18 protein-coding genes and 1 rRNA gene are annotated in these 24,371 nt (G+C 69.4%); 16 read left to right on the top strand and 3 right to left on the bottom strand.

From position 1 onward, the window contains the following. The first annotated feature begins 32 nt into the window (after positions 1-32). From MOV08_RS12155 to MOV08_RS12120, 8 genes are all read left to right on the top strand, one after another. Positions 33-626: a PaaI family thioesterase gene (locus MOV08_RS12155; protein WP_039631993.1), complete on the top strand. Its 594-nt coding sequence runs from the start codon at positions 33-35 to the stop codon at positions 624-626. Beyond that, positions 623-1,144, top strand: a complete 522-nt coding sequence (gene dut / locus MOV08_RS12150) for a dUTP diphosphatase (RefSeq protein ID WP_275307484.1) — start codon at positions 623-625, stop codon at positions 1,142-1,144. Before MOV08_RS12155 ends, dut begins: the two co-directional genes overlap by 4 nt. Positions 1,145-1,199: 55 nt before the next feature. After that, positions 1,200-1,904 carry a DUF3710 domain-containing protein gene (locus MOV08_RS12145; RefSeq protein WP_420834290.1) on the top strand — a complete coding sequence of 235 codons (705 nt, stop codon included), beginning with the start codon at positions 1,200-1,202 and terminating at the stop codon, positions 1,902-1,904. Between the two features lie 326 nt (positions 1,905-2,230). Beyond that, positions 2,231-2,320, top strand: a complete 90-nt coding sequence (kdpF, locus tag MOV08_RS12140) for a K(+)-transporting ATPase subunit F (protein WP_016575741.1) — start codon at positions 2,231-2,233, stop codon at positions 2,318-2,320. 31 nt (positions 2,321-2,351) lie between these two features. Next, positions 2,352-4,028 (top strand): potassium-transporting ATPase subunit KdpA, encoded by a 1,677-nt coding sequence (gene kdpA / locus MOV08_RS12135; RefSeq protein WP_275307483.1) that lies wholly within the window; start codon positions 2,352-2,354, stop codon positions 4,026-4,028. A gap of 32 nt (positions 4,029-4,060) precedes the next feature. Next, positions 4,061-6,166, top strand: a complete 2,106-nt coding sequence (gene kdpB, locus MOV08_RS12130; protein ID WP_275307482.1) for a potassium-transporting ATPase subunit KdpB — start codon at positions 4,061-4,063, stop codon at positions 6,164-6,166. Between the two features lie 5 nt (positions 6,167-6,171). Further along, on the top strand, positions 6,172-6,840 hold the full coding sequence (gene kdpC / locus MOV08_RS12125) for a potassium-transporting ATPase subunit KdpC (RefSeq protein WP_275307481.1): 669 nt from the start codon (positions 6,172-6,174) through the stop codon (positions 6,838-6,840). Between the two features lie 529 nt (positions 6,841-7,369). Continuing rightward, the gene (locus MOV08_RS12120) at positions 7,370-8,047 is read left to right on the top strand and encodes an ABC transporter ATP-binding protein (protein WP_275311767.1); all 678 of its coding nucleotides are present in this window, start codon (positions 7,370-7,372) and stop codon (positions 8,045-8,047) included. 84 nt (positions 8,048-8,131) lie between these two features. Here the strand turns inward: MOV08_RS12120 and MOV08_RS12115 are convergent, their stop codons facing one another. Beyond that, complete coding sequence (locus tag MOV08_RS12115) at positions 8,132-8,695, bottom strand: GNAT family N-acetyltransferase (protein WP_052286701.1); 564 nt, start codon at positions 8,693-8,695, stop codon at positions 8,132-8,134. A gap of 505 nt (positions 8,696-9,200) precedes the next feature. On the opposite strand from MOV08_RS12115, the gene MOV08_RS12110 reads away from it, so the two are divergent. From MOV08_RS12110 to MOV08_RS12095, 4 genes are all read left to right on the top strand, one after another. Next, positions 9,201-11,756, top strand: a complete 2,556-nt coding sequence (locus MOV08_RS12110; protein ID WP_275307480.1) for a sensor histidine kinase — start codon at positions 9,201-9,203, stop codon at positions 11,754-11,756. Positions 11,757-11,931: 175 nt separating this feature from the next. Then, positions 11,932-12,615, top strand: coding sequence for a response regulator (locus tag MOV08_RS12105; RefSeq protein WP_039631982.1), 684 nt, complete (start codon positions 11,932-11,934; stop codon positions 12,613-12,615). Between the two features lie 162 nt (positions 12,616-12,777). After that, positions 12,778-13,176 carry an OB-fold nucleic acid binding domain-containing protein gene (locus MOV08_RS12100; RefSeq protein WP_052286700.1) on the top strand — a complete coding sequence of 133 codons (399 nt, stop codon included), beginning with the start codon at positions 12,778-12,780 and terminating at the stop codon, positions 13,174-13,176. Between the two features lie 3 nt (positions 13,177-13,179). Next, entirely contained in the window at positions 13,180-14,019 is an 840-nt protein-coding gene (locus MOV08_RS12095) for a DUF3159 domain-containing protein (RefSeq protein WP_039631980.1), read from the top strand. A 73-nt stretch (positions 14,020-14,092) separates the two neighbouring features. On the opposite strand, the gene MOV08_RS12090 is transcribed toward MOV08_RS12095, so the two are convergent. Both MOV08_RS12090 and MOV08_RS12085 read right to left on the bottom strand, forming a co-directional pair. After that, positions 14,093-14,764 (bottom strand): potassium channel family protein, encoded by a 672-nt coding sequence (locus tag MOV08_RS12090; protein ID WP_039631978.1) that lies wholly within the window; start codon positions 14,762-14,764, stop codon positions 14,093-14,095. Beyond that, a complete protein-coding gene (locus MOV08_RS12085) occupies positions 14,761-15,429 on the bottom strand; it encodes a potassium channel family protein (RefSeq protein ID WP_039631976.1) in 669 nt (222 codons plus the stop codon). Before MOV08_RS12085 ends, MOV08_RS12090 begins: the two co-directional genes overlap by 4 nt. A 333-nt stretch (positions 15,430-15,762) precedes the next feature. On the opposite strand from MOV08_RS12085, the gene MOV08_RS12080 reads away from it, so the two are divergent. The 4 genes from MOV08_RS12080 to MOV08_RS12065 all read left to right on the top strand — a co-directional run bounded on the left by MOV08_RS12080 (position 15,763) and on the right by MOV08_RS12065 (position 24,146). Beyond that, positions 15,763-17,751 carry an NAD-binding protein gene (locus MOV08_RS12080; RefSeq protein WP_275311766.1) on the top strand — a complete coding sequence of 663 codons (1,989 nt, stop codon included), beginning with the start codon at positions 15,763-15,765 and terminating at the stop codon, positions 17,749-17,751. A gap of 229 nt (positions 17,752-17,980) precedes the next feature. Then, on the top strand, positions 17,981-20,032 hold the full coding sequence (locus MOV08_RS12075; protein ID WP_275307479.1) for an APC family permease: 2,052 nt from the start codon (positions 17,981-17,983) through the stop codon (positions 20,030-20,032). 124 nt (positions 20,033-20,156) lie between these two features. Next, the gene (locus MOV08_RS12070; RefSeq protein ID WP_039631971.1) at positions 20,157-21,497 is read left to right on the top strand and encodes a class I SAM-dependent RNA methyltransferase; all 1,341 of its coding nucleotides are present in this window, start codon (positions 20,157-20,159) and stop codon (positions 21,495-21,497) included. Between the two features lie 1,120 nt (positions 21,498-22,617). Continuing rightward, positions 22,618-24,146, top strand: a 16S ribosomal RNA gene (locus MOV08_RS12065). Positions 24,147-24,371 lie beyond the last annotated feature (225 nt).

The raw sequence follows: 24,371 nt of genomic DNA, 5'->3' as shown, positions 1-24,371 counted from the left end.
ACCCCTTATCCGCGCGGGTAGGGTCTGCACTCGTGAGTGGAACTGACCAACCCAGGACGCGGCTGACGCCACCCGAGGGCGCCACACCCCCGGTCCGGCACCCGGACGCGCCGGCCCCCGGAGAACTGCTCGGCGCGCACTACGACCGGTGCTTCGGCTGCGGCACGGGGCAGCCCCACGGGCTGCACCTGGAGGCCCGGGCCGGCGACGGCGTGAGCATCACCGCCGAATTCACCGTCAAGGAGGCCCACCAGGGCGCGCCCGGCCTGGCACACGGCGGCGTACTGGCCACCGCGCTGGACGAGACCCTCGGCTCCCTGAACTGGCTGCTGCGGGTGATCGCGGTGACCGGACGGCTGGAGACCGACTTCCTCGCGCCCGTCCCGCTGGGCACGGTGCTGCACCTCGAAGCGCGGGTCACCGCCGTACACGGCCGGAAGATCTATTCGACGGCGGTGGGCCGGATAGGCGCCCCCGACGGCCCGGTCGCGGTACGCGCCCAGGCGGTCTTCGTCGAAGTCAAGGTCGACCACTTCATCGACAACGGAAGGACCGAGGAGATCCAGGCGGCCATGGCCGACCCGGACCAGGTCAAGCGCGCACGTGCCTTCGAGGTGAACCCGTGAGTCAGCTACGGAATCCGGTGGACGTGCTCCTGCGCCGCCTGGACCCGGACGTTCCCGTTCCGTCCTACGCACACCCAGGAGACGCCGGCGTCGACCTCGTCACCACTGAGGCCGCCGAACTGGCACCGGGGGAGCGCACCGTCCTCCCCACCGGGGTGTCGATCGCCCTGCCCGACGGCTACGCGGCATTCGTCCACCCACGGTCCGGACTCGCGGCCCGCTGCGGATTGGCGCTGGTGAATGCCCCCGGGACGGTCGATGCCGGGTACCGTGGAGAGATCAAGGTGATCGTGGTCAATCTGGACCCGCGCGAGAGCGTGCGGTTCGGGAGGTACGACCGGATCGCCCAATTGGTCGTCCAGCAGGTCGAGAAGGTGCGCTTCCACGAGGTGGCGGAACTTCCCGGCTCGGCGCGGGCCGAGGGGGGATTCGGGTCCACCGGCGGTCACGCGGCGGTGGACGGCCCCACGGGCGGGAACGCATTCGCATCGGTCGGTGGCGACCGGGAAGGACAGTGACGTGTTCGGACGTCGCAAGAAGAACGAGGCTCCGGTAGAGCCGGCCGAGGACACGGTGCTCACCGACGAGGTCGAGACCGACGAGGGCGACGCGACGCACGCGCGGCTCAATCTCCCGCCCGCGCCGCGCCCCGACGGCCCCTGGGACGTGTCGGAGGTCAAGGAGCCCGGCGAGGGCCGGGTCGACCTCGGCGGCCTCTACGTGCCCGGCGTCGAGGGCATGGAACTGCGGGTCGAGGTCGCCGGCGACGCGATCGTGGCCGCCACGGTCGTCCTCCAGGACAGCGCCGTGCAGCTCCAGGCGTTCGCCGCCCCCAAGAACGAGGGCATCTGGGGCGAGGTCCGCGAGGAGATCGCCGGGGGCATCACCCAGCAGGGCGGCGTCATCGACGAGGTCGACGGCCCGCTGGGCTGGGAGCTGCGCGCCCAGGTCCCGGTGCAGCTGCCGGACGGCACCAACGGCGTCCAGGTCGTGCGCTTCGTCGGCATCGACGGCCCGCGCTGGTTCCTGCGCGGCGTGATCTCGGGACAGGGTGCGGTGCAGCCGCAGGCGGCCGGTGTACTGGAGCACATCTTCCGGGACACCGTCGTCGTCCGCGGCGAGGGCCCGATGGCGCCCCGCGACCCGATCGTCCTCAAGCTGCCCGACGACGCCCAGATGGTGCCGGACGGCGTTCAGCAGGAACAGGCCGAAGGGTCGCGCTTCGGCGGCGGCGTGGAGCGCCTGGAACGCGGACCGGAGATCACCGAGATCCGCTGACCCGCCCGCAACCCCGCAGGGTGCGAAAACGCCGCCGCGGCGGCTCAATCACGACGGTCACAAGGGGCCGTACTCCCGCACAGGAGTACGGCCCCTTGACGTTTGTGCAGGTCAGATCAGGAGGCGTAAGAAAACCGTCAACGGAACGCTAATGGCCGTAAGGGAGGCGTCAACAGCGTACAAGCGGCGCAGGAACGACGCTTTGCTCTAGGGGTCCCATTCCGTCTGCCCATCTAGGAGCACACGATGGCCGACGTGGCCTTCGTCGTCGCCACCCTCGCGGTCTTCGCAGTGGTGGCTCTCGTCGGCAAGGGGGTGACGAAGCTGTGACCATCGAGAACATCGTCGGCCTCATCGTGGCCGTCGCCCTCCTCGGTTACCTGGTCCTCGCTCTCGTCTTCCCGGAGAGGTTCTGAGGTGTCGACAGCTGCCAACGCAGCGGGCCACATGAGCCCCGCTCTCGCGGGCGTGCTCCAGCTCACGGCGCTCATCGCAGCGCTCGCCCTGGCGTACCGCCCCCTCGGCGACTACATGGCCGCCGTCTACAGTTCCCCCCGCCACCTGCGCGTGGAAAAGGTCATCTACCGCTGCATAGGCGCCAACGCGGACACCCAGATGCGCTGGCCCGCCTACCTCCGCGGCGTCCTGGCCTTCTCCCTCGCCGGAGTGCTCTTCCTCTACCTCATCCAGCGACTCCAGGGACACCTTCCGCTCTCCCTCGGATTCGCCGCCATCAGCCCCGACCAGGCCTTCAACACCGCCGCGTCCTTCGTCGCCAACACCAACTGGCAGTCGTACAGCGGTGAACAGGCCATGGGCCACGTCGTCCAAACCGGCGGCCTCGCGGTACAGAACTTCGTCTCCGCCGCCACCGGCATGGCCGTCGCCGTAGCCCTCGTCCGCGGCTTCGCCCGCTCCCGCACCGGCGAACTCGGCAACTTCTGGGCCGACCTGGTACGGGGCACCATCCGCGTCCTCATCCCCATCTCCATCATCGGCGCCCTCGTCCTCGTCGCCTGCGGTGCCATCCAGAACTTCTCCGGCATCCACGAAGTCGGCCAGTTCATGGGCGGCGCCCAGCAGACCAACGGCGGCGCCGTCGCCTCCCAGGAAGTCATCAAGGAACTCGGCACCAACGGCGGCGGCTACTTCAACGCCAACTCCGCCCACCCGTTCGAGAACCCCACCGCCTTCACCAACCTCTTCGAGATCTTCCTGATCCTCGTCATCCCCTTCGCGCTCACCCGCACCTTCGGCAAGCTCGTCGGGAACGTGAAGCAGGGCTACGCCATCCTCGCCACCATGGGCATCATCTGGCTCGGCTTCACCGCGCTCATGATGTGGACCGAGTTCGCCCACGGCGGCGCGGCACTCCAAGCCGCAGGCGCCGCCATGGAAGGCAAGGAAAACCGCTTCGGCGTCGGCTCCTCCGCGATCTTCTCGATCGCGACCACCCTGACGTCGACCGGAGCCGTCGACTCCTTCCACTCCTCCTTCACCGCATTCGGCGGCGGCCTCCAACTCCTCGGCATGATGCTCGGCGAAATCGCCCCCGGCGGCGTCGGCTCCGGCCTCTACGGCATGCTCGTCATGGCCGTCATCGCCGTCTTCATCGCCGGCCTCATGGTCGGCCGCACCCCCGAATACCTCGGCAAGAAGATCGGCACCCGCGAGATCAAACTCGCCGCCTGCTACATCCTCATCACGCCGACCCTCGTACTCGGCTTCACCGCCGCCTCCATGGTGCTGCCCGACGCACTCGGCTCCATGCTCAACACCAAGGCGGTCGGCGCCGGCCCGCACGGCTTCTCCGAAGTCCTCTACGCCTTCACCTCCGGCGCCAACAACAACGGCTCCGCATTCGCCGGACTCAACGCCAACACCCCCTGGTACAACACCACGATCGGCCTGGCCATGCTCCTCGGCCGCTTCCTCCCCATGGTGTTCGTGCTCGCCCTCGCCGGCTCGCTCGCCGAACAGCAGCCGATCCCCGAGACCGCAGGCACCCTCCGTACCGAGAAGCCGCTCTTCGCCGGGCTGCTCGTCGGCACGATCCTGATCATCACCGGTCTGACCTACTTCCCGGCGCTCGCCCTCGGGCCGCTGGCGGAGGGCCTGTCATGACCGCCCCCGTGAAACCGGAGGAGTCCGGCCCCATGTCCACCGCCACTCCGACCCGCGCTCCGCAGCAGGACGCCACCAGCGGGCAGCAGCCCGGCGACGGCCGCGTGGGCAGCGGTCTCTTCGACCCCAAGCAACTGCTCGTCTCACTGCCGGACGCCCTGCGCAAGCTCGACCCGCGTGTGATGGTCAAATCACCCGTCATGTTCGTCGTCGAGGTCGGCTCCGTCCTCACCACGATATTCGCCTGCGCCGCACCCACCGACTGGTTCGGCTGGGCCATCGCCGCCTGGCTCTGGCTCACCGTCATCTTCGCCAACCTCGCCGAAGCCGTCGCCGAAGGCCGCGGCAAGGCACAGGCCGACACCCTCCGCAAGGCCAAGACCGACACCGTCGCCCGCCGCCTCAACGGCACCGAAGAAGAACAGGTACCCGGCACCGAACTCCGCGTCGGCGACCTCGTCGTCTGCGAAGCCGGCGACATCATCCCCGGCGACGGCGACGTCGTCGAAGGCGTCGCCTCCGTCGACGAATCCGCCATCACCGGCGAATCCGCACCCGTCATCCGCGAATCCGGCGGCGACCGCTCCGCCGTCACCGGCGGCACCAAGGTCCTCTCCGACCGCATCGTCATCAAGATCACGACGAAGCCCGGCGAAACCTTCATCGACCGGATGATCAACCTCGTCGAAGGCGCCGCCCGCCAGAAGACCCCCAACGAGATCGCGCTGAACATCCTCCTCGCGTCCCTCACTATCGTCTTCCTGCTGGCCGTCGTCACCCTCCAGCCGTTCGCCATCTACGCCGGCGCCGAACAGCCCATGATCGTGCTGCTCGCCCTGCTGGTCTGCCTCATCCCCACCACCATCGGCGCACTGCTCTCCGCCATCGGCATCGCCGGCATGGACCGACTCGTCCAGCGCAACGTCCTGGCCATGTCCGGACGCGCCGTCGAAGCCGCAGGCGACGTATCGACATTGCTGCTCGACAAGACCGGCACCATCACCTACGGCAACCGCCGCGCCTCCGAGTTCGTCCCCGTCCACGGAGCCACCGAGGAAGAACTCGCCGACGCGGCCCAGCTGTCCTCACTCGCCGACGAAACCCCCGAAGGACGCTCCATCGTCCAACTCGCCAAGGAGAAGTACGGACTGCGCGAGGGTGACTTCACCGGCGACACGTTGACCGGCGCCGAATGGATCCCGTTCACCGCACAGACCCGCATGTCCGGCGTCGACGTCGACGGCCGCAAGATCCGCAAGGGTGCCACCGGATCCGTCCTCGCCTGGGTCCAGGAACGCGGCGGCACCCTCACCGACGACGCCCGGCAACTCGCCGACACCATCTCCCAGGCCGGCGGCACCCCGCTGCTCGTCGCCCTGGAAGACGAAAGCGGCCCCCGCGTCCTCGGCGTCATCCACCTCAAGGACGTCGTCAAGGACGGCATGCGCGAACGCTTCGACGAGCTGCGCAAGATGGGCATCAAGACGGTCATGATCACGGGCGACAACCCGCTGACCGCCAAGGCCATCGCCGACGAGGCCGGCGTCGACGACTTCCTCGCCGAAGCCACGCCCGAGGACAAGATGGCGCTCATCAAGCGCGAACAGGCCGGCGGCAAGCTCGTCGCCATGACCGGCGACGGCACCAACGACGCCCCGGCACTGGCCCAGGCCGACGTCGGCGTGGCCATGAACACCGGCACTTCCGCCGCGAAGGAAGCCGGCAACATGGTCGACCTCGACTCCAACCCGACCAAGCTCATCGAGATCGTCGAGATCGGCAAGCAACTCCTCATCACCCGAGGCGCCCTGACGACCTTCTCCATCGCCAACGACGTCGCCAAGTACTTCGCGATCATCCCCGCGATGTTCGCCGTGGCCTACCCCGGCCTGGACACCCTCAACATCATGCGGCTGTCCAGCCCCAACTCGGCCATCCTGTCCGCGATCATCTTCAACGCCCTGATCATCGTCGCCCTCGTGCCGCTCGCCCTCAAGGGCGTGCGCTACCGGCCCGTCAGCGCCGACAAGATGCTCCGCCGCAACCTCGCCGTGTACGGACTGGGCGGCCTCATCGCACCGTTCATCGGCATCAAAATCATCGACCTGCTGATCTCCCTCATCCCCGGAATCGGGTGACCGCCATGAACAACTCCGTACGCAACACCGCCCGGTTGCTGACCGCGGGCCTGCGCGCCCTGCTCGTCCTCACCGTGGTCTGCGGCGTGATCTACCCCCTGGTGGTCACCGGAGTCGCCCAGGCCGCCTTCTCCGGCAAGGCCAACGGCTCCGAGGTCACCTCCCACGGCAAGGTCGTCGGCTCCTCCCTCCTCGGTCAGCGCTACGACAAGGGCACCGACAAGCAGGGCAACCCGATCCCGGACCTGCGGTACTTCCAGCCCCGGCCCTCCGCCGGGCTGGGCAGCAACCGGAAGGCGACGCCCCCCGTCAACCCCCAGTACGACCTGCAGGTCTCCGGCGCCTCCAACCTGGGCGCCACCAACGCCGACCTCGTCAAGGCCGTCAAGGAACGCAAGCAGTGGGTCGCCACCACCTACGGCGTCCCCGAGTCCCAGGTACCGGCCGACGCCGTGACCTCCTCCGGCTCCGGCCTCGACCCGGACATCTCCCCCGAGTACGCGCTCCTCCAGGTCAACCGCGTCGCCAAGGAGAACCACCGCTCCGCCGACGCGATCGAGAAGCTCGTCCAGGACCACATCCAGGGACGCCAACTCGGCTTCATGGGAGAGCCCCGCGTCAACGTCCTGGAGCTGAACGTGGCACTCCGGGACCTGACACAGGGACAGCGGTGACGGACGGTGGCTTACTGAGACACCACACGCGACGCCTCACCGGCCGCACAAAGGGGCGGCCCCAGGGAAGCACTTCCCCGGGGCCGCCCCTTCGCGTGCCGCACCACCCGCAGTGTCCGGCGCTTCGCACACCCGCCGCGCCAGGACTACATCTGACCTGCTCTTTCTCCGAGTTGCCCCTGGGGCGCCCCCGGTCGTCCCAGGGTTATCCACAAGCGTTGCCGGCTCAAGTGCCCGATCCTCATACTGTTTCGCAACCGACGGACAACACGCCGACACGGGAGTCTCGTTCGGCCCTCTCCGAATCCAACTGAGGGGAAAGTCAGGTCAGTTGGAGGTGAAACGGGCGGTTCGTCGGCGAGACCAAGACGAGAGCGGGGGACGCATCATGGGCAGGAGCAGCAGGAGCAGCAGGAGCAGCAGGGGGAACGGCGGTACGGCGATCGCGGGCACGGCCATCGCCTCCGCCGACGTCGCGCCGGAGGAGGTGCAGGAGCAGGAGGCAGGGGAGGCGAAGGAGGCGGAGGCGATGGCCGTCGTCGAGGACCTCCACCGCAGCTACGGGACGGGTACGGGCGCCGTACACGCCCTGCGCGGCGTGACCTGCAGCGTCCCACGCGGCGAACTGGTCGCCCTGCGCGGCCGCTCCGGATCCGGCAAGACCACGCTCCTCAACCTCATCGGCGGCCTCGACACCCCGGACTCCGGGCGGATAACCGTCGACGGCACACCCTTGGCCGGTCTCAAGGAGAACGGACGGCTCACGATGCGCCGCGACCGCATCGGCTTCGTCTTCCAGACCTTCGGACTCATACCCATACTCAACGCCGCCGAGAACGTCGGAGTACCGCTGCGGCTGCGGAAGGTCCCAGCACGGGAGCGCGAAGCGCGCGTCGCACTCCTGCTGTCCCTGGTGGGCCTAGCCGACCACGCCGCCCAGCGCCCGGGAGAGCTCTCCGGCGGCCAGCAACAGCGCGTTGCCATCGCCCGCGCTCTCGCCAACCGTCCCGCGCTGCTCCTCGCCGACGAGCCGACGGGACAATTCGACGCCGAAACCGGTCTGGAGGTCATGGAACTGCTGCGTGCCGTCGTCCGCAGCGAGGGCGTCACGGCACTCGTCGCCACACACGACGCCACCCTCCTGACCTTCGCCGACCGGGTGCTGGAGCTGGAGGACGGGGTGGTCACGCTGGCGGGGGAGGGGTGAGGGGTGGGGTGAGAGGGGGGAGGGGGGAGGGGGGCTCCCCCGTGGGAGCCCCCCTGAGCCAAGCCCCCGCCCCCCCCGCTCCCCCTACCAAACATCCCCCTCACGCCAATCGCACGTCAGCTCACCCTCGAGGTCCAACGGCGCGGAGGTGGCGAGGACGTGGAGGGCGCCGTCCTCCTCCGGGGTGCGCTGGATGCCGTCCGGTGTGAGGGCCGAGGAGGGGCCGCGCCAGAGCTGCCAGCCGCGGGCGGCGTAGAAGGTGGCGGCCTCGTCGGCGGCGCCGAGCGCGCCGAGGTCGTAGGCGTTGTGGATGACCTGCTCCAGGGCGTCCATCATGGCCGCGCCGTGGCCCTGTCCGCGGCGGTCCGCGCGGACCCCGACGCCCTCCACGTAGCCGCAGCGCAGTGCCCGGCCGTTGTGCAGCAGCCGGCGCTGGACGACGGCGGCGTGTCCGATCAGCTCGCCGCCTTCGTGGACGAGGGCGTGCAGGCCGCCGAGGGAGTGCTCCCAGTCCTCGGCGGTCATGTCGTCGAAGACATCGTAGAGGAGGATGCGGGCGGCCTTGAGGGTGGCGGTGTCCAGCTCGGCGGTGTGGGCGAGGTGTATCTCGGTCGCTCCGGCGGGGCGTTCGGAGGGTGTGGGGGTCATGCGGGCATCGTTACAGCGGCCGATCGGCGGGCGCGATGGTTTTGTTTCGGCCAATCGCGCCGCTGGTGGGCACTTCTGAGGGGCGCCCGGCCGCCCCCGCACGCCACCCCGGCCGGGCATTGGGCCCGCCACCCACCCGTGCACCCACCCGCTCCCGTCGAGTCGCCCGCGTGGTCCTTTCGGCGGTCCCGCCGGGACCACTCCTTCCTCGCCGCCTGCCCTGCTCATGCCGTCGGCGTCACCCTTCTGCCCCGTCGTCACCCCTCGGCCGCCGACGTCCCTCCGGCCGCGGACGTTCCCCTCGCCCGCCGTGCCCCGCCCACCCCCGCAATCCCTGCCCGCAAGGGCCCGCCACCCCCGATCGGCCCCAGGTCAGAGGCTGTATCAGAGTCGCGTCAAGACCGGGCGGGAAGCCGCTACCTGGGCGTTTTTTCCAGGGAAGGGTCGGTAGGGTCGCATCAGGTCCAGCCCGGTGGGGGCGACCTTCACGTAAGACAATGGGGCCATGGCACGCGGCAAGCTACGGATATATCTCGGCGCGGCACCGGGCGTCGGCAAGACGTACGCGATGCTGTCCGAGGCACACCGGCGTGTGGAGCGCGGTACGGACGTCGTGGTGGCGTTCGTCGAGCACCACGGCAGGCCCCGCACCGAGGTCATGCTGCACGGGCTGGAGCAGGTCCAGCGCCGGGAGCTGGAGTACCGGGGTTCGACGTTCACCGAGATGGACGTCGATGCGGTGCTGGAGCGCAAGCCCGCCGTGGCGCTGGTGGACGAGCTGGCGCACACCAATGTTCCCGGGTCCCGCAACGGCAAGCGTTGGCAGGACGTGGAGGAGCTGCTGGAAGCCGGGATCACGGTGATCTCGACGGTCAACATCCAGCATCTGGAGTCGCTCGGGGACGTCGTCGAGTCGATAACGGGCGTGCGGCAGCGGGAGACGGTGCCGGACGAGATCGTCCGCCGCGCCGATCAGATCGAGCTGGTCGACATGTCCCCGCAGGCGATCCGGCGGCGGATGGCGCACGGCAACATCTACCAGTCGGACAAGGTCGACGCGGCGCTGTCGAACTACTTCCGGCCGGGCAACCTCACCGCGCTGCGGGAGCTGGCGCTGCTGTGGGTGGCCGACCGGGTCGACGAGTACCTCCAGCAGTACCGGGCGGAGCATTCGATCCGTTCGACCTGGCAGGCGCGGGAGCGGATCGTGGTCGGCCTGACCGGCGGTCCGGAGGGGCGGACGCTGATCCGTCGGGCCGCCCGGATGGCCGCGAAGGGCTCCGGCAGTGAGGTGCTCGCCGTCTACATCGCCCGCAGTGACGGGCTGACGTCGGCGTCGCCGAAGGAGTTCGCCGTTCAGCGGACGCTGGTGGAGGACCTGGGAGGGACGTTTCATCACGTCATCGGGGACGACATACCGGGTGCGCTGCTGGAGTTCGCGCGGGGGGTGAACGCCACCCAGATCGTGCTGGGGTCGAGCCGCCGCAAGACGTGGCAGTACATGTTCGGGCCGGGCGTGGGGGCGACCGTGGCCCGGGAGTCCGGGCCGGATCTCGACGTGCACATCGTGACGCACGACGAGGTGGCCAAGGGCCGGGGGCTGCCGGTGGCGCGGGGGGCGCGGCTGGGACGGTCCCGGATCATCGCCGGTTGGCTGATCGGTGTCGGCGGTCCGGTGCTGCTGTCGTTGCTGCTCACGCGGCTTTCGAACGGTCCGGGGCTGGCCAATGACGTGCTGCTGTTCCTGTTCCTGACGGTGGTGGCGGCGCTGCTCGGTGGGCAGCTGCCGGCGTTGGCGTCGGCGGCGGTCGGGTCGTTGTTGTTGAACTTCTACTTCACTCCGCCCACCCATACGCTCACGGTCAACGACCCGAAGAACATCGTGGCGATCGCGATCTTCTTCGCGGTGGCGGTGTCGGTGGCGTCGGTGGTGGATCTGGCCGCCCGGCGGACGCATCAGGCGGCCCGGTTGCGGGCCGAGTCGGAGATCCTGTCGTTCCTGGCGGGGAGCGTGCTGCGTGGTGAGACCACGTTGGACGCGCTGCTGGAGCGGGTGCGGGAGACGTTCGGGATGGACGCCGTGGTGCTGCTGGAGCGGCGCAGCGAGGTGGAGCCCTGGACGTGTGCCGGCCGGGCCGGCGGTGAGGGCGGTGTGTCGCCGCTCGCGCGCCCGGAGGACGCGGACGTCGATGTGCCGGTGGGGGACCACATGGCGTTGGCGTTGACCGGTCGGGTGCTGCCGGCGGAGGACCGTCGGGTGCTGTCGGCGTTCGCCGCGCAGGCCGCGGTGGTGCTGGATCGGCAGCGGTTGGTGGGGGAGGCCGAGCGGGCCCGGGAGCTGGCCGAGGGGAACCGGATCCGGACGGCGTTGCTGGCCGCGGTCAGCCACGATCTGCGGACGCCGCTGGCGGGCATCAAGGCGTCGGTGACGTCGTTGCGGTCGGACGACGTGGCGTGGTCGGAGGAGGACGAGGCGGAGCTGCTGGAGGGGATCGAGGCGGGCGCCGACCGGCTCGATCATCTGGTGGGCAATCTGCTGGACATGTCGCGTCTGCAGACCGGTACGGTGACGCCGCTGATTCGGGAGATCGATCTCGATGAGGTGGTGCCGATGGCGCTGGGCGGGGTCCCGGAGGGCAGCGTCACGTTGGACATCCCGGAGGAGCTGCCGATGGTGGCGGTGGATCCGGGGCTGCTGGAGCGGTCGGTGGCCAATCTGGTGGAGAACGCCGTGAAGTACAGCCCGGACGGTGAGGCGGTGCTGGTCGCGGCCAGTGCGCTCGGTGACCGGGTGGAGTTGCGGATCGCGGACCGGGGTCCGGGTGTGCCGGACAGCGCGAAGGACCGGATCTTCGAGCCGTTCCAGCGGTACGGGGATGCTCCGCGGGGCGCCGGGGTGGGGCTGGGGCTGGCCGTGGCGCGTGGTTTCGCGGAGGCGATCGGTGGGACGTTGGCCGCGGAGGACACTCCGGGGGGTGGGATGACGATGGTGCTGACGTTGCCGACCGCCGCGGGGGTTCCGCCGGTCCGTCCTGATCTTCCGGCGCAGGCGACGACATGAGTCGTGGCCACGGCGGAGGTACCTGCGGCGGTATACGGTCGCGTTCCGGTGACGGTGCGTGTCCGCCGCGCGGCCCGGGAGGGGGCCATGACACCGGCCGGGCGGTACCGGCCGCACACACCACTTGGCCGGCGGGCGTCGCCCGTCGGCGACCGACACCGCGAGGAGAACGCCAGTGAACCGGGTGCTTGTGGTTGATGACGAGCCGCAAATCGTTCGCGCCCTTGTGATCAACCTGAAGGCGCGCAAGTACGAGGTGGACGCGGCCCCCGACGGGGCCACCGCCTTGAAGCTTGCCGCGGCCCGCCATCCCGATGTCGTGGTCCTGGACCTGGGACTGCCCGATATGGATGGTGTGGAGGTCATCAAGGGGCTGCGGGGCTGGTCCCGGGTGCCGATCTTGGTGCTGTCCGCGCGGCAGACGTCGGACGAGAAGGTCGAGGCGCTGGACGCGGGGGCGGACGACTATGTGACCAAGCCGTTCGGGATGGACGAGCTGCTGGCGCGGTTGCGGGCGGCGGTGCGCCGGGCGGAGCCGACGGGGCCGGCGGACGACGAGGTGATCGTGGAGACCGAGGGGTTCACGGTCGATCTGGCGGCGAAGAAGGTCAACCGGGGTGGCCGGGACATTCGTCTGACGCCCACGGAGTGGCACCTGCTGGAGGTGCTGGTGCGCAACCAGGGCCGGCTGGTGAGCCAGAAGCAGTTGTTGCAGGAGGTGTGGGGTCCGTCGTACGGGACGGAGACCAATTACCTGCGGGTGTACATGGCGCAGCTGCGGCGGAAGCTGGAGAGCGATCCCTCGCATCCGCGGCACTTCATCACGGAGCCGGGGATGGGGTATCGCTTCGAGGGGTGAACGCGGGGGCGGTCCGGGTGCGGCCGGCGGTCGGGGCTGTTCGTGGGGGACGGCCCGGTGGCCGGTCCGTGGGCCGGTCGTCCCTTCGAGGGGTGAACGTGGGGGGTGGGGGGCTGGTGCGGGGTGCGGGGGAGGCCGCGCGGGCCCCGGTACGCTGGGTTTATGAGTGCTGGGACCCGACCCGAGAAGCCGGCCGGCCGGTTCCGCCGGATGCTCGACAGGCTGTCGTCCTCCGAGGAGGAGCTGCAGTCCGCCGAGTTGCAGGAGGATGCGCAGGCCACGGGGTGTACCCGGATATGCGACTGCGACGACCGTCAGATAGTGAAGGTCTCCGGCACCCTGCGGCATGTGACGCTGCGGCCGCGTGCCGGTGTGCCCGCGCTGGAGGCGGAGCTGTTCGACGGCTCCGCGGCGCTCGACGTGGTGTGGCTGGGTCGCCGTTCCATCGTCGGGATCGAGCCGGGCCGTAAGCTCATCGCCTCGGGCCGGATCTCGTTGAGTCACGGGCGCCGGGTGCTCTTCAATCCCAAGTACGAACTGCGACCGCTCGGACAGGAGTAGCCGGTGACGTCGTACGACCGACCGACCACTGAGCCTGAGGCTTCCGCCCCCGTTGATCGTCCCGTGGGCGTTCCGGCCGCCGCCGCACCGCCGGCGTCGGGTGGGGGCTCTGATGCCGAGGGCAGGCAGGTGACGGAGGCGGCGCTCTTCGAGGCGTTCGGTGGCGTGCGCGGCATGGTGGAGACGGTTCTGCCGGGTCTGCTGTTCGTCGCGATCTTCACGGTCAACAAGGATCTGCATGTCTCGGCGATCGCGGCGCTGGCCGTGTCGTTGGTGCTGTGTGCGGTGCGCCTGGTGCGGAGGGACACCGTCAAGCACGCCTTCAGTGGAGTCTTCGGGGTGGCCTTCGGCGTGGTCTTCGCGATGATGACCGGCAACGCCAAGGATTTCTATCTGCCGGGGATGCTGTACACGCTGGGCCTGGCCCTCGCCTACATCATCACCACCCTCGCGGGGGTGCCGTTGATCGGGTTGATCCTCGGGCCGGTGTTCAAGGAGAACCTCTCCTGGCGGACCCGTAATCCGGGGCGGAAGAAGGCGTATGCCAAGGCCAGCTGGGCGTGGGGCCTGATCCTGCTCGCCAAGTGCATGGTCCTGTTCCCGCTGTACTGGTGGGCGGACACCACGCAGCTGGGGTGGGTGCTGGTGGCGCTGAAGATCCCGCCGTTCCTGCTGGCGGTGTATCTGACGTGGCTGTTCCTGGTGAAGGCGCCGGCGCCGATCGATGTCTTCGCGGAGATGGAGGCGAAGGAGAAGGCCGAGCAGGACCTGCGGGAGCGGTTGGCGAAGCCGGGGCCGGCCGTCGCGGACCGGTCGCAGGAGGGGCCGCGGCATCGCCGCTGAGCCGCCGCGGCAGGTGTGACGAAGGGCCCGGGAGCCGTGTGGCTTCCGGGCCCTTCGCGTGGTGCGGGGCGGCTCAGCTGTCGTCGCGGCGGACCGACAGCAGGTCTTCGAGCTGTTCCTCGCGGGACTGGGCGGCGACGAAGAGGAGTTCGTCGCCGGCTTCGAGGGCGTCGTCCTTGTTGGGGGTCAGGACGCGGGTGCCACGGATGATCGTCACCAGGGAGGTGTCCTCGGGCCAGTCGACGTCGCCGACGCGGGTGCCGGCGAGGGCGGCCTCCGGGGGGAGGGTGAGTTCGACGAGGTTGGCGTCGCCGTGGCTGAAGCGCAGCAGTCGGACGAGGTCGCCGACGCTGACGGCCTCCTCGACCAGGGCGGACATCAGCCGGGGGGTGGAGACGGCGACGTCGACGCCCCAGGCTTCGTTGAACAGCCACTCGTTCTTGGGGTTGTTGACGCGGGCGACGACCCGCGGCACGCCGTACTCGGTCTTGGCGAGCAGGGAGACGACGAGGTTGACCTTGTCGTCGCCGGTGGCGGCGATGACGACGTTGCAGCGCTGGAGCGCGGCTTCGTCGAGCGAGGTGATCTCGCAGGCGTCGGCCAGCAGCCATTCGGCGAGCGGTACCCGCTCGACGGAGATGGCGGTGGGCGCCTTGTCGATGAGCAGGATCTCGTGACCGTTTTCCAGGAGCTCGCCGGCGATGGAGCGACCCACTGCGCCGGCGCCTGCAATGGCGACCCTCATGCGTGCGCCTCCTCGGGGCCCTGGGCGAATGCCGCCTCGACCTTTTCGACTTCGTCGGTGCGCATCATCACGTGCACCAGGTCGCCTTCCTGGAGGACCGTCTGGGAGGTCGGCAGCATGGCCTCGCCCAGGCGGGTGAGGAAGGCGACGCGAACTCCGGTCTCCTCCTGCAGTGTGCTGATCTTGTGGCCGACCCAGGACGGGGCGGTGTGGACCTCGGCCAGCTGGACGCCGCCGCTGGGGTCGCGCCAGAGGGGTTCGGCGCCGGAGGGGAGCAGCCGGCGCAGCATCTGGTCGGCGGTCCAGCGGACGGTGGCGACCGTGGGGATGCCCAGGCGCTGGTAGACCTCGGCGCGGCGGGGGTCGTAGATCCGGGCCGCGACGTTCTCCACGCCGAACATCTCGCGGGCCACTCGGGCGGCGATGATGTTGGAGTTGTCGCCGCTGGAGACGGCGGCGAAGGCGCCCGCCTCCTCGATGCCGGCTTCCCGGAGGGTGTCCTGGTCGAAGCCGACGCCGGTGACGCGGCGGCCGCCGAAGGCGGAGCCGAGGCGGCGGAACGCGGTCGGGTCCTGGTCGATCACCGCGATGGTGTGGCCCTGGCTCTCCAGGGTCTGCGCGAGCGCGGAGCCCACCCGGCCGCACCCCATGATGACGATGTGCATGCTGATTACCCCGTGCCCTGTACTAGCGCGCTGACCTGCCCAAACACCCTGCTCACTACTTCCTTCTCCGACGTACCGGCGACGCGGGGCCGCGGTCTGTGACCTCGGCCCGGTGCGTCAGACGGGAGCGCCGGCCGCACCGTGGTCCGGTACAACCGTAGCCGTAATGGCGGGTCCGGTAGGGGGCGCGGTAGGACCCGGTTGGTGGTGCGGGCCGGCGGCGGGTGGTGTGGGATCGTGCGGCGTGGCTGCGCCGGGGCGGGCGGGTAGGGCACGCTACGACGTGTGCCACAACTGCCACATCAGCCCCAACAGGGCTCTCCTGCGCCGCACATGGTGGTGTGCGGCGATGATGCGTTGGCCCATCGACTCGCCGTCGAGCTGCGCGACGTCTACCGCGAACGGGTGACGCTGATCGTGCCGTCCGCGCGGGAGCCGCAACGGCCCCGCGTCCCCGCGTCGTCCCGTGGTCTGGGCCGGGCCTCCGCGCTGCTCGGCCGGATGTCGGCGGCGGTGGCGCGGACCGGCCCGGGGGCGGCGCCGGGTCTGCCGCCGCCCACGGTGGCGCGCGAGGACGGCGAGGCGCCGCCGGAGCCGATACGGGTCCAGGTGGCGGCGCAGGTCGACGAGGCTGCGCTCACCGAGGCGGGCATCGCGGAGGCGGGCGCCCTGGCGCTGGTCCACGACGACGACGATCTCAACATCCATGCCGCGCTGCGGGCCCGCCGTCTCAATCCCCGGCTGCGGCTGGTCATCCGGCTCTACAACCGCAAACTCGGCCAGCATCTGGAGGAGTTGCTGGACCAGGCCGCGGCGGTCGCGGCGAGCGGCGGTGGGGGCGGTGCCCGGGCGCCGCGGGTCGATGCGTCGACCATGGTGCTGTCCGACGCGGACACCGTCGCGCCGGCGCTGGTGGCCACCGCGGTCGCCGGTACCAGCAAGGTCATCGAGGCGGACGGGCTGATGCTGCGCGCCGTGGAGCGTGCGCCGGGGCAGTCCGGTCCGGCGGGGGCGCGGCGGCTGTGCACCCTGGCGCTGCTGTCGCCGTCGCCCGGCGACCCGCCCGGTGATGCGGCCGGCCCGCCCGCCGCCGCGCCCGGCGCGGCACCCGGGGACGAGGGGCCGGTGCTGCTGCCGGACGACGCCACCGCCGGGGCGGCCACCGGCTGCGGCCGGGTCGTGCTGGAGACCGTCGCCTATACGGGGCGGACGGTGCGGCCGCGCCGGCTGCGGGGCCGGGGCGCGCCGCTCGCCTCCTTCTTCTCCCGGCGGTTGCGCTGGCCGCTGGCCGGCATCGTGGGGGCGGTGCTGGCGCTGGCCGTCGCCGAGTCGCTGACGACCCGTGTGCCGCCGTGGCACGCCGCGTACCTCACGCTGCTGGACCTGTTCGCGATCAACGAGCCGGCGCTCCGGGAGCCGCTGGCCCGCAAACTGCTCCAGCTGCTGTCCGGGCTGGTCGGGCTGTTGCTGCTGCCGGTGCTGGTGGCGGCGGCGTTCGAGGGGCTGGGGACGTTCCGCAGTGCCTCGGCGCTGCGCCGGCCGCCGCGCGGGCTGTCCGGGCACGTGGTGCTGCTGGGTCTGGGGAAGATCGGTACCCGGGTGTTGGCGCGGCTGCACGAGATGCGGATCCCGGTGGTGTGCATCGAGGCCGATCCGGAGGCACGCGGGATCGCCCTGGCGCGGCGGCTACGGGTGCCGACGGTCGTGGGGGACGTGACGCAGGAGGGGGTGCTGGAGGCCGCGCTGGCCGACCGGGCCCGCACCCTGCTGGCGTTGACCAGCGAGGACACCACCAATCTGGAGGCCGCGCTGTACGCCCGGTCGGTCAATCCGCGGTTGCGGGTGACCCTGCGGCTGTTCGACGACGGGTTCGCCGCCGCCGTGTACCGGACGTTGCGCGCGGCGCATCCGGGCGCGCGGACCCGCAGCCGCAGCGTCTCCTTCCTGGCGGCGCCGGCCTTCGCCGGGGCGATGATGGGCCGCGAGATCCTGGGGGCGATTCCGGTGGAGCGGCGGGTGCTGCTGGTCGCCCGCGTCGAGGTGCGCGGCCATGCCGCCCTGGAGGGGCGGACGGTGGGCGAGGTGCTGCGGCCGGGCCGGCTGCGGGTGCTGGCCGTGGACAATTCCGCGCCCGACGAGTCGGCGGTGGAGCCCGAGGCGGGTGCGCCGCGGCCGGGCGACGGGCCGGAGCCGGCGCACCTGGCGGACGAGCTGGACGACTACGTCCTGCGGCCGCAGGACGTGGTGCTGCTGGCGGCGACCCGGGAGGGGCTGGGCGATCTGCTGTCCCGTCGGCCGCGCCCGGCGTTGCGCGGGGAGTGAGCGCACGCCCCGCGACACGCCCGGGCGCCATGACGTCCACCACGGGATCCGGGCCCGCGGGGTTCCCTGTATCGACGGTGCCGCCGTGCACAAATCGTGTAGATGCTGTGGAGGTACCGCGCACCGGATGCGGAGTCGAGGGGTGTTGTGCATGGTGGCGCATTCGAGTGCCTCCACCCATCCGGGTTGCGGGTGGGCGCAGACCTTGACGAAGGCTTAGCATCCTCTGGTGTCCAAACTGACCGACGTGCCCAAACGGATCTTGATCGGGCGCGCACTGCGCAGCGACAGGTTGGCGGAGACCCTTCTCCCCAAGCGCATCGCACTCCCCGTCTTCGCCTCCGACCCGCTCTCCTCCGTGGCGTACGCGCCCGGCGAGGTGCTGCTGGTCCTGTCCGTCGCGGGAGTCTCGGCGTACCACTTCAGCCCGTGGATCGCGGTCGCGGTCGTGGTGCTGATGTTCACCGTCGTCGCGTCGTACCGGCAGAACGTGCACGCCTACCCGAGCGGCGGCGGCGACTACGAGGTCGCCACCACCAACCTCGGGCCGAAGGCGGGCCTGACCGTCGCCAGCGCCCTGCTGGTCGACTACGTCCTGACCGTCGCGGTCTCCATCTCCTCAGGAGTGGAGAACCTCGGCTCCGCGGTCCCGTTCGTCGTCGAGCACAAGACGCTGTGCGCCATCGCCATCATCGTGCTGCTGACCTTGATGAACCTGCGCGGCGTCAAGGAGTCCGGCAAGCTCTTCGCGATCCCCACGTACGTCTTCGTGGCCGGCGTCTTCATCATGATCCTCTGGGGCGCGATCCGCGGCCTGGTCCTCGGCGACACCATGAAGGCGCCCACCGCCGACTACACCATCCACGCCGAGCAGGGCGGCCTCGCCGGCTTCGCCCTGATCTTCCTGCTGCTGCGCGCCTTCTCCTCCGGCTGCGCCGCGCTCACCGGCGTCGAGGCGATCTCCAACGGCGTGCCCGCCTTCCGCAAGCCGAAGTCGAAGAACGCCGCGACCACCCTCGCCCTCATGGGCGGGCTGGCCGTCACCATGTTCTGCGGCATCATCGCGCTGGCCATGACCACCCACGTCCGGATGGCCGAGAACCCGGCCACCGACCTGTTGAACAACGGCAAACCGCTGGGCTCCGGCTACACCCAGAACCCGGTCATCTCGCAGGTCGCCGAGGCGGTCTTCGGCAAGGGCAGCTTCCTCTTCGTCGTGCTGGCCGCGGCCACCGCGCTGGTCCTCTTCCTCGCCGCCAACACCGCCTACAACGGCTTCCCGCTGCTCGGCTCGATCCTGGCCCAGGACCGCTACCTGCCGCGCCAGCTGCACACCCGCGGCGACCGGCTGGCCTTCTCCAACGGCATCGTCCTGCTGGCCGGCGCCGCCACCGTCCTGGTCTACCTCTACGGCGCGGACTCCACCCGCCTGATCCAGCTCTACATCGTCGGCGTCTTCGTCTCCTTCACCCTCAGCCAGATCGGCATGGTCCGCCACTGGAACCGCCACCTGGTGGGCGAGAAGGACCCCGTCAAGCGCCGCAAGATGTACCGCTCCCGCGCCATCAACGCCTTCGGTGCCTTCTTCACCGGCCTCGTCCTCGTCGTCGTCCTCCTGACGAAGTTCACCCACGGCGCCTGGGTCGCCCTCCTCGGCATGGTCATCTTCTTCGTGACCATGACCGCGATCCGCCGCCACTACGACCGGGTGTCCGACGAGATCGCCGCCCCGGACATGCCCGACGACGACGTGGTCCGCCCCTCCCGCGTACACGCCATCGTCCTGGTCTCCAAGCTCCACAAGCCCACCCTGCGCGCCCTGAACTACGCCAAGCTGATGCGCTCGGACTCCCTCGAAGCGGTCAGCGTCGACGTCGACCAGGCCGACACCCGGGCCCTGCGCGACGAGTGGGAGCGCCGCGGCATCGAGGTCCCGCTGAAGGTCCTCGCCTCCCCGTACCGCGAGATCACCCGGCCGATCATCGACTACGTCAAGTCGCTGCGCCGGGAGAGCCCCCGGGACGCCGTCTCCGTCTACATCCCCGAGTACGTCGTCGGCCACTGGTACGAGCACCTGCTCCACAACCAGTCCGCACTGCGCCTGAAGGGACGTCTCCTGTTCACCCCCGGCGTCATGGTCACCTCCGTGCCCTGGCAGCTCGACTCCTCCGAGGCCGCCAAGAAGCGCGCCCGCAAGCGCGCCGAGTGGAACGCGCCCGGCGCGGTCCGGCGCGGCCAGGTCACCGGGCCGAAGCAGGAATCCGCGGCCACCAAGAAGTGACCCGGTGCGCCGGCCCTCCGCCCGGGCCGGCGCACCGCACCACACCCCGTAAAATTGACGGTCGGCCTTCCTCCGAAGGCCGACCTTCACAGTTTTCGTCCCCCATCCCCAGGAGCTCCCCGCCATGCAGCCGGACACGCCGCCGGAACCCAGGAAGTCGCTGGTCGGCGAGGAGTACGAGGTCGAGATCGGCCCGGTCGCGCACGGCGGGCACTGCATCGCCCGCACGGAGTCCGGACAGGTGCTCTTCGTCCGGCACACCCTGCCCGGCGAACGCGTCCGTGCCCGCGTCACCGACGGCGAGGAGGGCGCCCGCTTCCTGCGCGCCGACGCCGTCGAGATCCTCTCCCCCTCCAAGGACCGCGTCGAGGCACCCTGCCCGTTCTCCGGCCCCGGCCGGTGCGGCGGCTGCGACTGGCAGCACGCCGCGCCCGGCGCCCAGCGCCGCCTGAAGGCCGCCGTCGTCAGCGAGCAGCTGGCCCGCCTCGCCGGCCTCACCCCCGAGGAGAGCGGCTGGGACGGCACCGTCGAACCGGCGCCCGGCGACAAGGTCGCCAAGGGCGAGGTCCCGGCCTGGCGCACCCGCGTCCAGTACGCCGTGGACGCCGACGGCCACCCCGGCCTGCGCAAGCACCGCTCGCACGACATCGAGCCGGTCACCCACTGCATGATCGCCGCCCCCGGCGTCTCCGAACTCGGCATCGAGCGGCGCACCTGGCCGCAGATCGCCACCGTCGAGGCGATCGCCGCCACCGGCTCCCACGACCGCCAGGTCGTCCTCACCCCCCGCCCCGGCGGCCGCCTCCCGATCGTCGAACTCGACAAGCCGGTCTCCGTCCTCCGCGTCAACGAGAAGGACGGCGGCGTCCATCGCGTCCACGGCCGCCCCTTCGTCCGCGAACGCGCCGCCGGCCGCACCTGGCGGGTCGGCAACGGAGGCTTCTGGCAGGTCCACCCCAAGGCCGCCGACCTCCTCGTCGAGGCCGTCATGCAGGGCCTGATGCCCAAGAGGGGCGACATGGCCCTCGACCTCTACTGCGGCGTCGGCCTCTTCGCCGGCGCCCTCGCCGAGCGCGTCGGCGACAAGGGCGCCGTCCTCGGCATCGAATCGAGCAAGCGCGCCGTCGAGGACGCCCGCCACAACCTCGCCGACCTCGACCGCGTCCGCATCGAACAGGGCAAGGTCGAGCAGATCCTCCCCCGCACCGGCATCACCGACGTCGACCTCGTCGTCCTCGACCCGCCCCGTGCCGGCGCCGGCAAACAAACCGTCCACCACCTCGCCACCCTCACCCCGCGCCGCATCGCCTACGTCGCCTGCGACCCGGCCGCGCTCGCCCGCGACCTCGCATACTTCCGCGAGGTCGGCTACGCACCGCGACGGATGCGGGCATTCGACCTCTTCCCGATGACGCACCACGTCGAGTGCGTGGTGATCCTGGAAAAGGTCGCAAAACGCTCCTGACCCGAGCTTTCGGCGTCGCCCCGACGAGCGCACCGCACCCCGCGGTGCGCTCGTCGCCGTTCCGCGGCCGGTTGCCTGCCCGCCTGGCACGTACGGCACGCACGACAGCCCTCAACGCTTGGATCCCTGGCCTTCCAGCGCCAGGAACCCCAGCCCAGACACCGCCCGTTCCCGGAATCTCCGGCAACGCAGAGGCGGCGGGGCGCCATGAAACAGGAAGAGCACTCCGGCCTCCGCCCCATGAGGAGCGGCCCCCTGCGGCAGCCCTTACGACGTGCGCCGGGGCCGACGAGGTCGCCGAAGCGAGACACAAGGCCCCTCGCAGCTGGCCCATCCCCGCGAGAGCGCTGACCGAGGACAGAACATCGGGCTGCGCCATGCCTCATGGGTGCCCGCTGACCAGGTGCTTTGTCGGCCAGGCGGACACGGCCCGGCGGTCCGGGCTCTCTCGAACCACCGCGGACAGGCCCCGGGTCGCGCCGCACCCATAGGATCGTGTAAGTTCTTCGAGTTGCCGCGGAGCCGACAGGCTCCACGGCGGCCATTCCGCCGCATCAGCGGCACACCACTACCGAACGGCCCCTCACCGGGAACAATTTCGGCATGCCGAAATTCGGAACGGGACTCGATTATGAGTCGCCGAGGGAATCCGCTAAAGTAGTGATCACGCCGAAAGGCGAACCCCTCCGACGAAAATCGGAACCGAATTCGAAGCTGGTAGCGCCCCTCGGGAAGCGGCCCGGAAACGAAAAAGGATCTGATAAAGTCGGAACCGCGAGGAAGCCGAAAGGCCGAATCGCACCGGCGAAAATCGGAGCCGAAAGGATCTGATAGAGTCGGAGACGCAAGACCGAAGGGAAGCGCCCGGAGGAAGCCCGAGAGGGTGGCCGAAGGAAGCGTCCGTTCCTTGAGAACTCAACAGCGTGCCAAAAGTCAACGCCAGATATGTTGATACCCCGTCTCCATCATGGAGATGAGGTTCCTTTGAAAAGTCCTTCCAATAGCTTTGGGAGGCGCACAGCGAGGACGCTGTGAACCGCGAGGATCATTCCTCCTTGTGGTTCCGCTCAACGCGAGTGTTGATACCGGCAGTTTTTAATTAAACGCAGGCCGGTAAGCATTCACGGAGAGTTTGATCCTGGCTCAGGACGAACGCTGGCGGCGTGCTTAACACATGCAAGTCGAACGATGAACCGGCTTCGGTCGGGGATTAGTGGCGAACGGGTGAGTAACACGTGGGCAATCTGCCCTTCACTCTGGGACAAGCCCTGGAAACGGGGTCTAATACCGGATATGACACGGGGTCGCATGATCTCCGTGTGGAAAGCTCCGGCGGTGAAGGATGAGCCCGCGGCCTATCAGCTTGTTGGTGAGGTAGTGGCTCACCAAGGCGACGACGGGTAGCCGGCCTGAGAGGGCGACCGGCCACACTGGGACTGAGACACGGCCCAGACTCCTACGGGAGGCAGCAGTGGGGAATATTGCACAATGGGCGAAAGCCTGATGCAGCGACGCCGCGTGAGGGATGACGGCCTTCGGGTTGTAAACCTCTTTCAGCAGGGAAGAAGCGAGAGTGACGGTACCTGCAGAAGAAGCGCCGGCTAACTACGTGCCAGCAGCCGCGGTAATACGTAGGGCGCGAGCGTTGTCCGGAATTATTGGGCGTAAAGAGCTCGTAGGCGGCTTGTCACGTCGGATGTGAAAGCCCGGGGCTTAACCCCGGGTCTGCATTCGATACGGGCAGGCTAGAGTTCGGTAGGGGAGATCGGAATTCCTGGTGTAGCGGTGAAATGCGCAGATATCAGGAGGAACACCGGTGGCGAAGGCGGATCTCTGGGCCGATACTGACGCTGAGGAGCGAAAGCGTGGGGAGCGAACAGGATTAGATACCCTGGTAGTCCACGCCGTAAACGTTGGGAACTAGGTGTGGGCGACATTCCACGTCGTCCGTGCCGCAGCTAACGCATTAAGTTCCCCGCCTGGGGAGTACGGCCGCAAGGCTAAAACTCAAAGGAATTGACGGGGGCCCGCACAAGCAGCGGAGCATGTGGCTTAATTCGACGCAACGCGAAGAACCTTACCAAGGCTTGACATACACCGGAAAACCGTGGAGACACGGTCCCCCTTGTGGTCGGTGTACAGGTGGTGCATGGCTGTCGTCAGCTCGTGTCGTGAGATGTTGGGTTAAGTCCCGCAACGAGCGCAACCCTTGTTCTGTGTTGCCAGCATGCCTTTCGGGGTGATGGGGACTCACAGGAGACTGCCGGGGTCAACTCGGAGGAAGGTGGGGACGACGTCAAGTCATCATGCCCCTTATGTCTTGGGCTGCACACGTGCTACAATGGCCGGTACAATGAGCTGCGATACCGCGAGGTGGAGCGAATCTCAAAAAGCCGGTCTCAGTTCGGATTGGGGTCTGCAACTCGACCCCATGAAGTCGGAGTTGCTAGTAATCGCAGATCAGCATTGCTGCGGTGAATACGTTCCCGGGCCTTGTACACACCGCCCGTCACGTCACGAAAGTCGGTAACACCCGAAGCCGGTGGCCCAACCCCTTGTGGGAGGGAATCGTCGAAGGTGGGACTGGCGATTGGGACGAAGTCGTAACAAGGTAGCCGTACCGGAAGGTGCGGCTGGATCACCTCCTTTCTAAGGAGCATCTAGGCAGTCGCAAGATTGTCCAGAGCCACTACGTCGGCGAGTGTTCGACGGTGGTTAGCTCATGGGTGGAACGTTGACTACTCGGCACACAGGGATCGATCGGGACGCTAGTACTGCCTTTGGGCGTGGAACGCGGATCGGGTCGGGTCTGGGTGTCGGGCACGCTGTTGGGTGTCTGAGGGTGCGGACTATGGTCTGAGCCTTCGGGATGCC

It is taken from the genome of Streptomyces yunnanensis, assembly GCF_029011865.1.
Taxonomy (GTDB): Bacteria; Actinomycetota; Actinomycetes; order Streptomycetales; family Streptomycetaceae; genus Streptomyces; species Streptomyces yunnanensis.
Note: the sequence above shows the minus strand (reverse complement) of the source record. Positions and strands in the feature narration are given on the sequence as shown.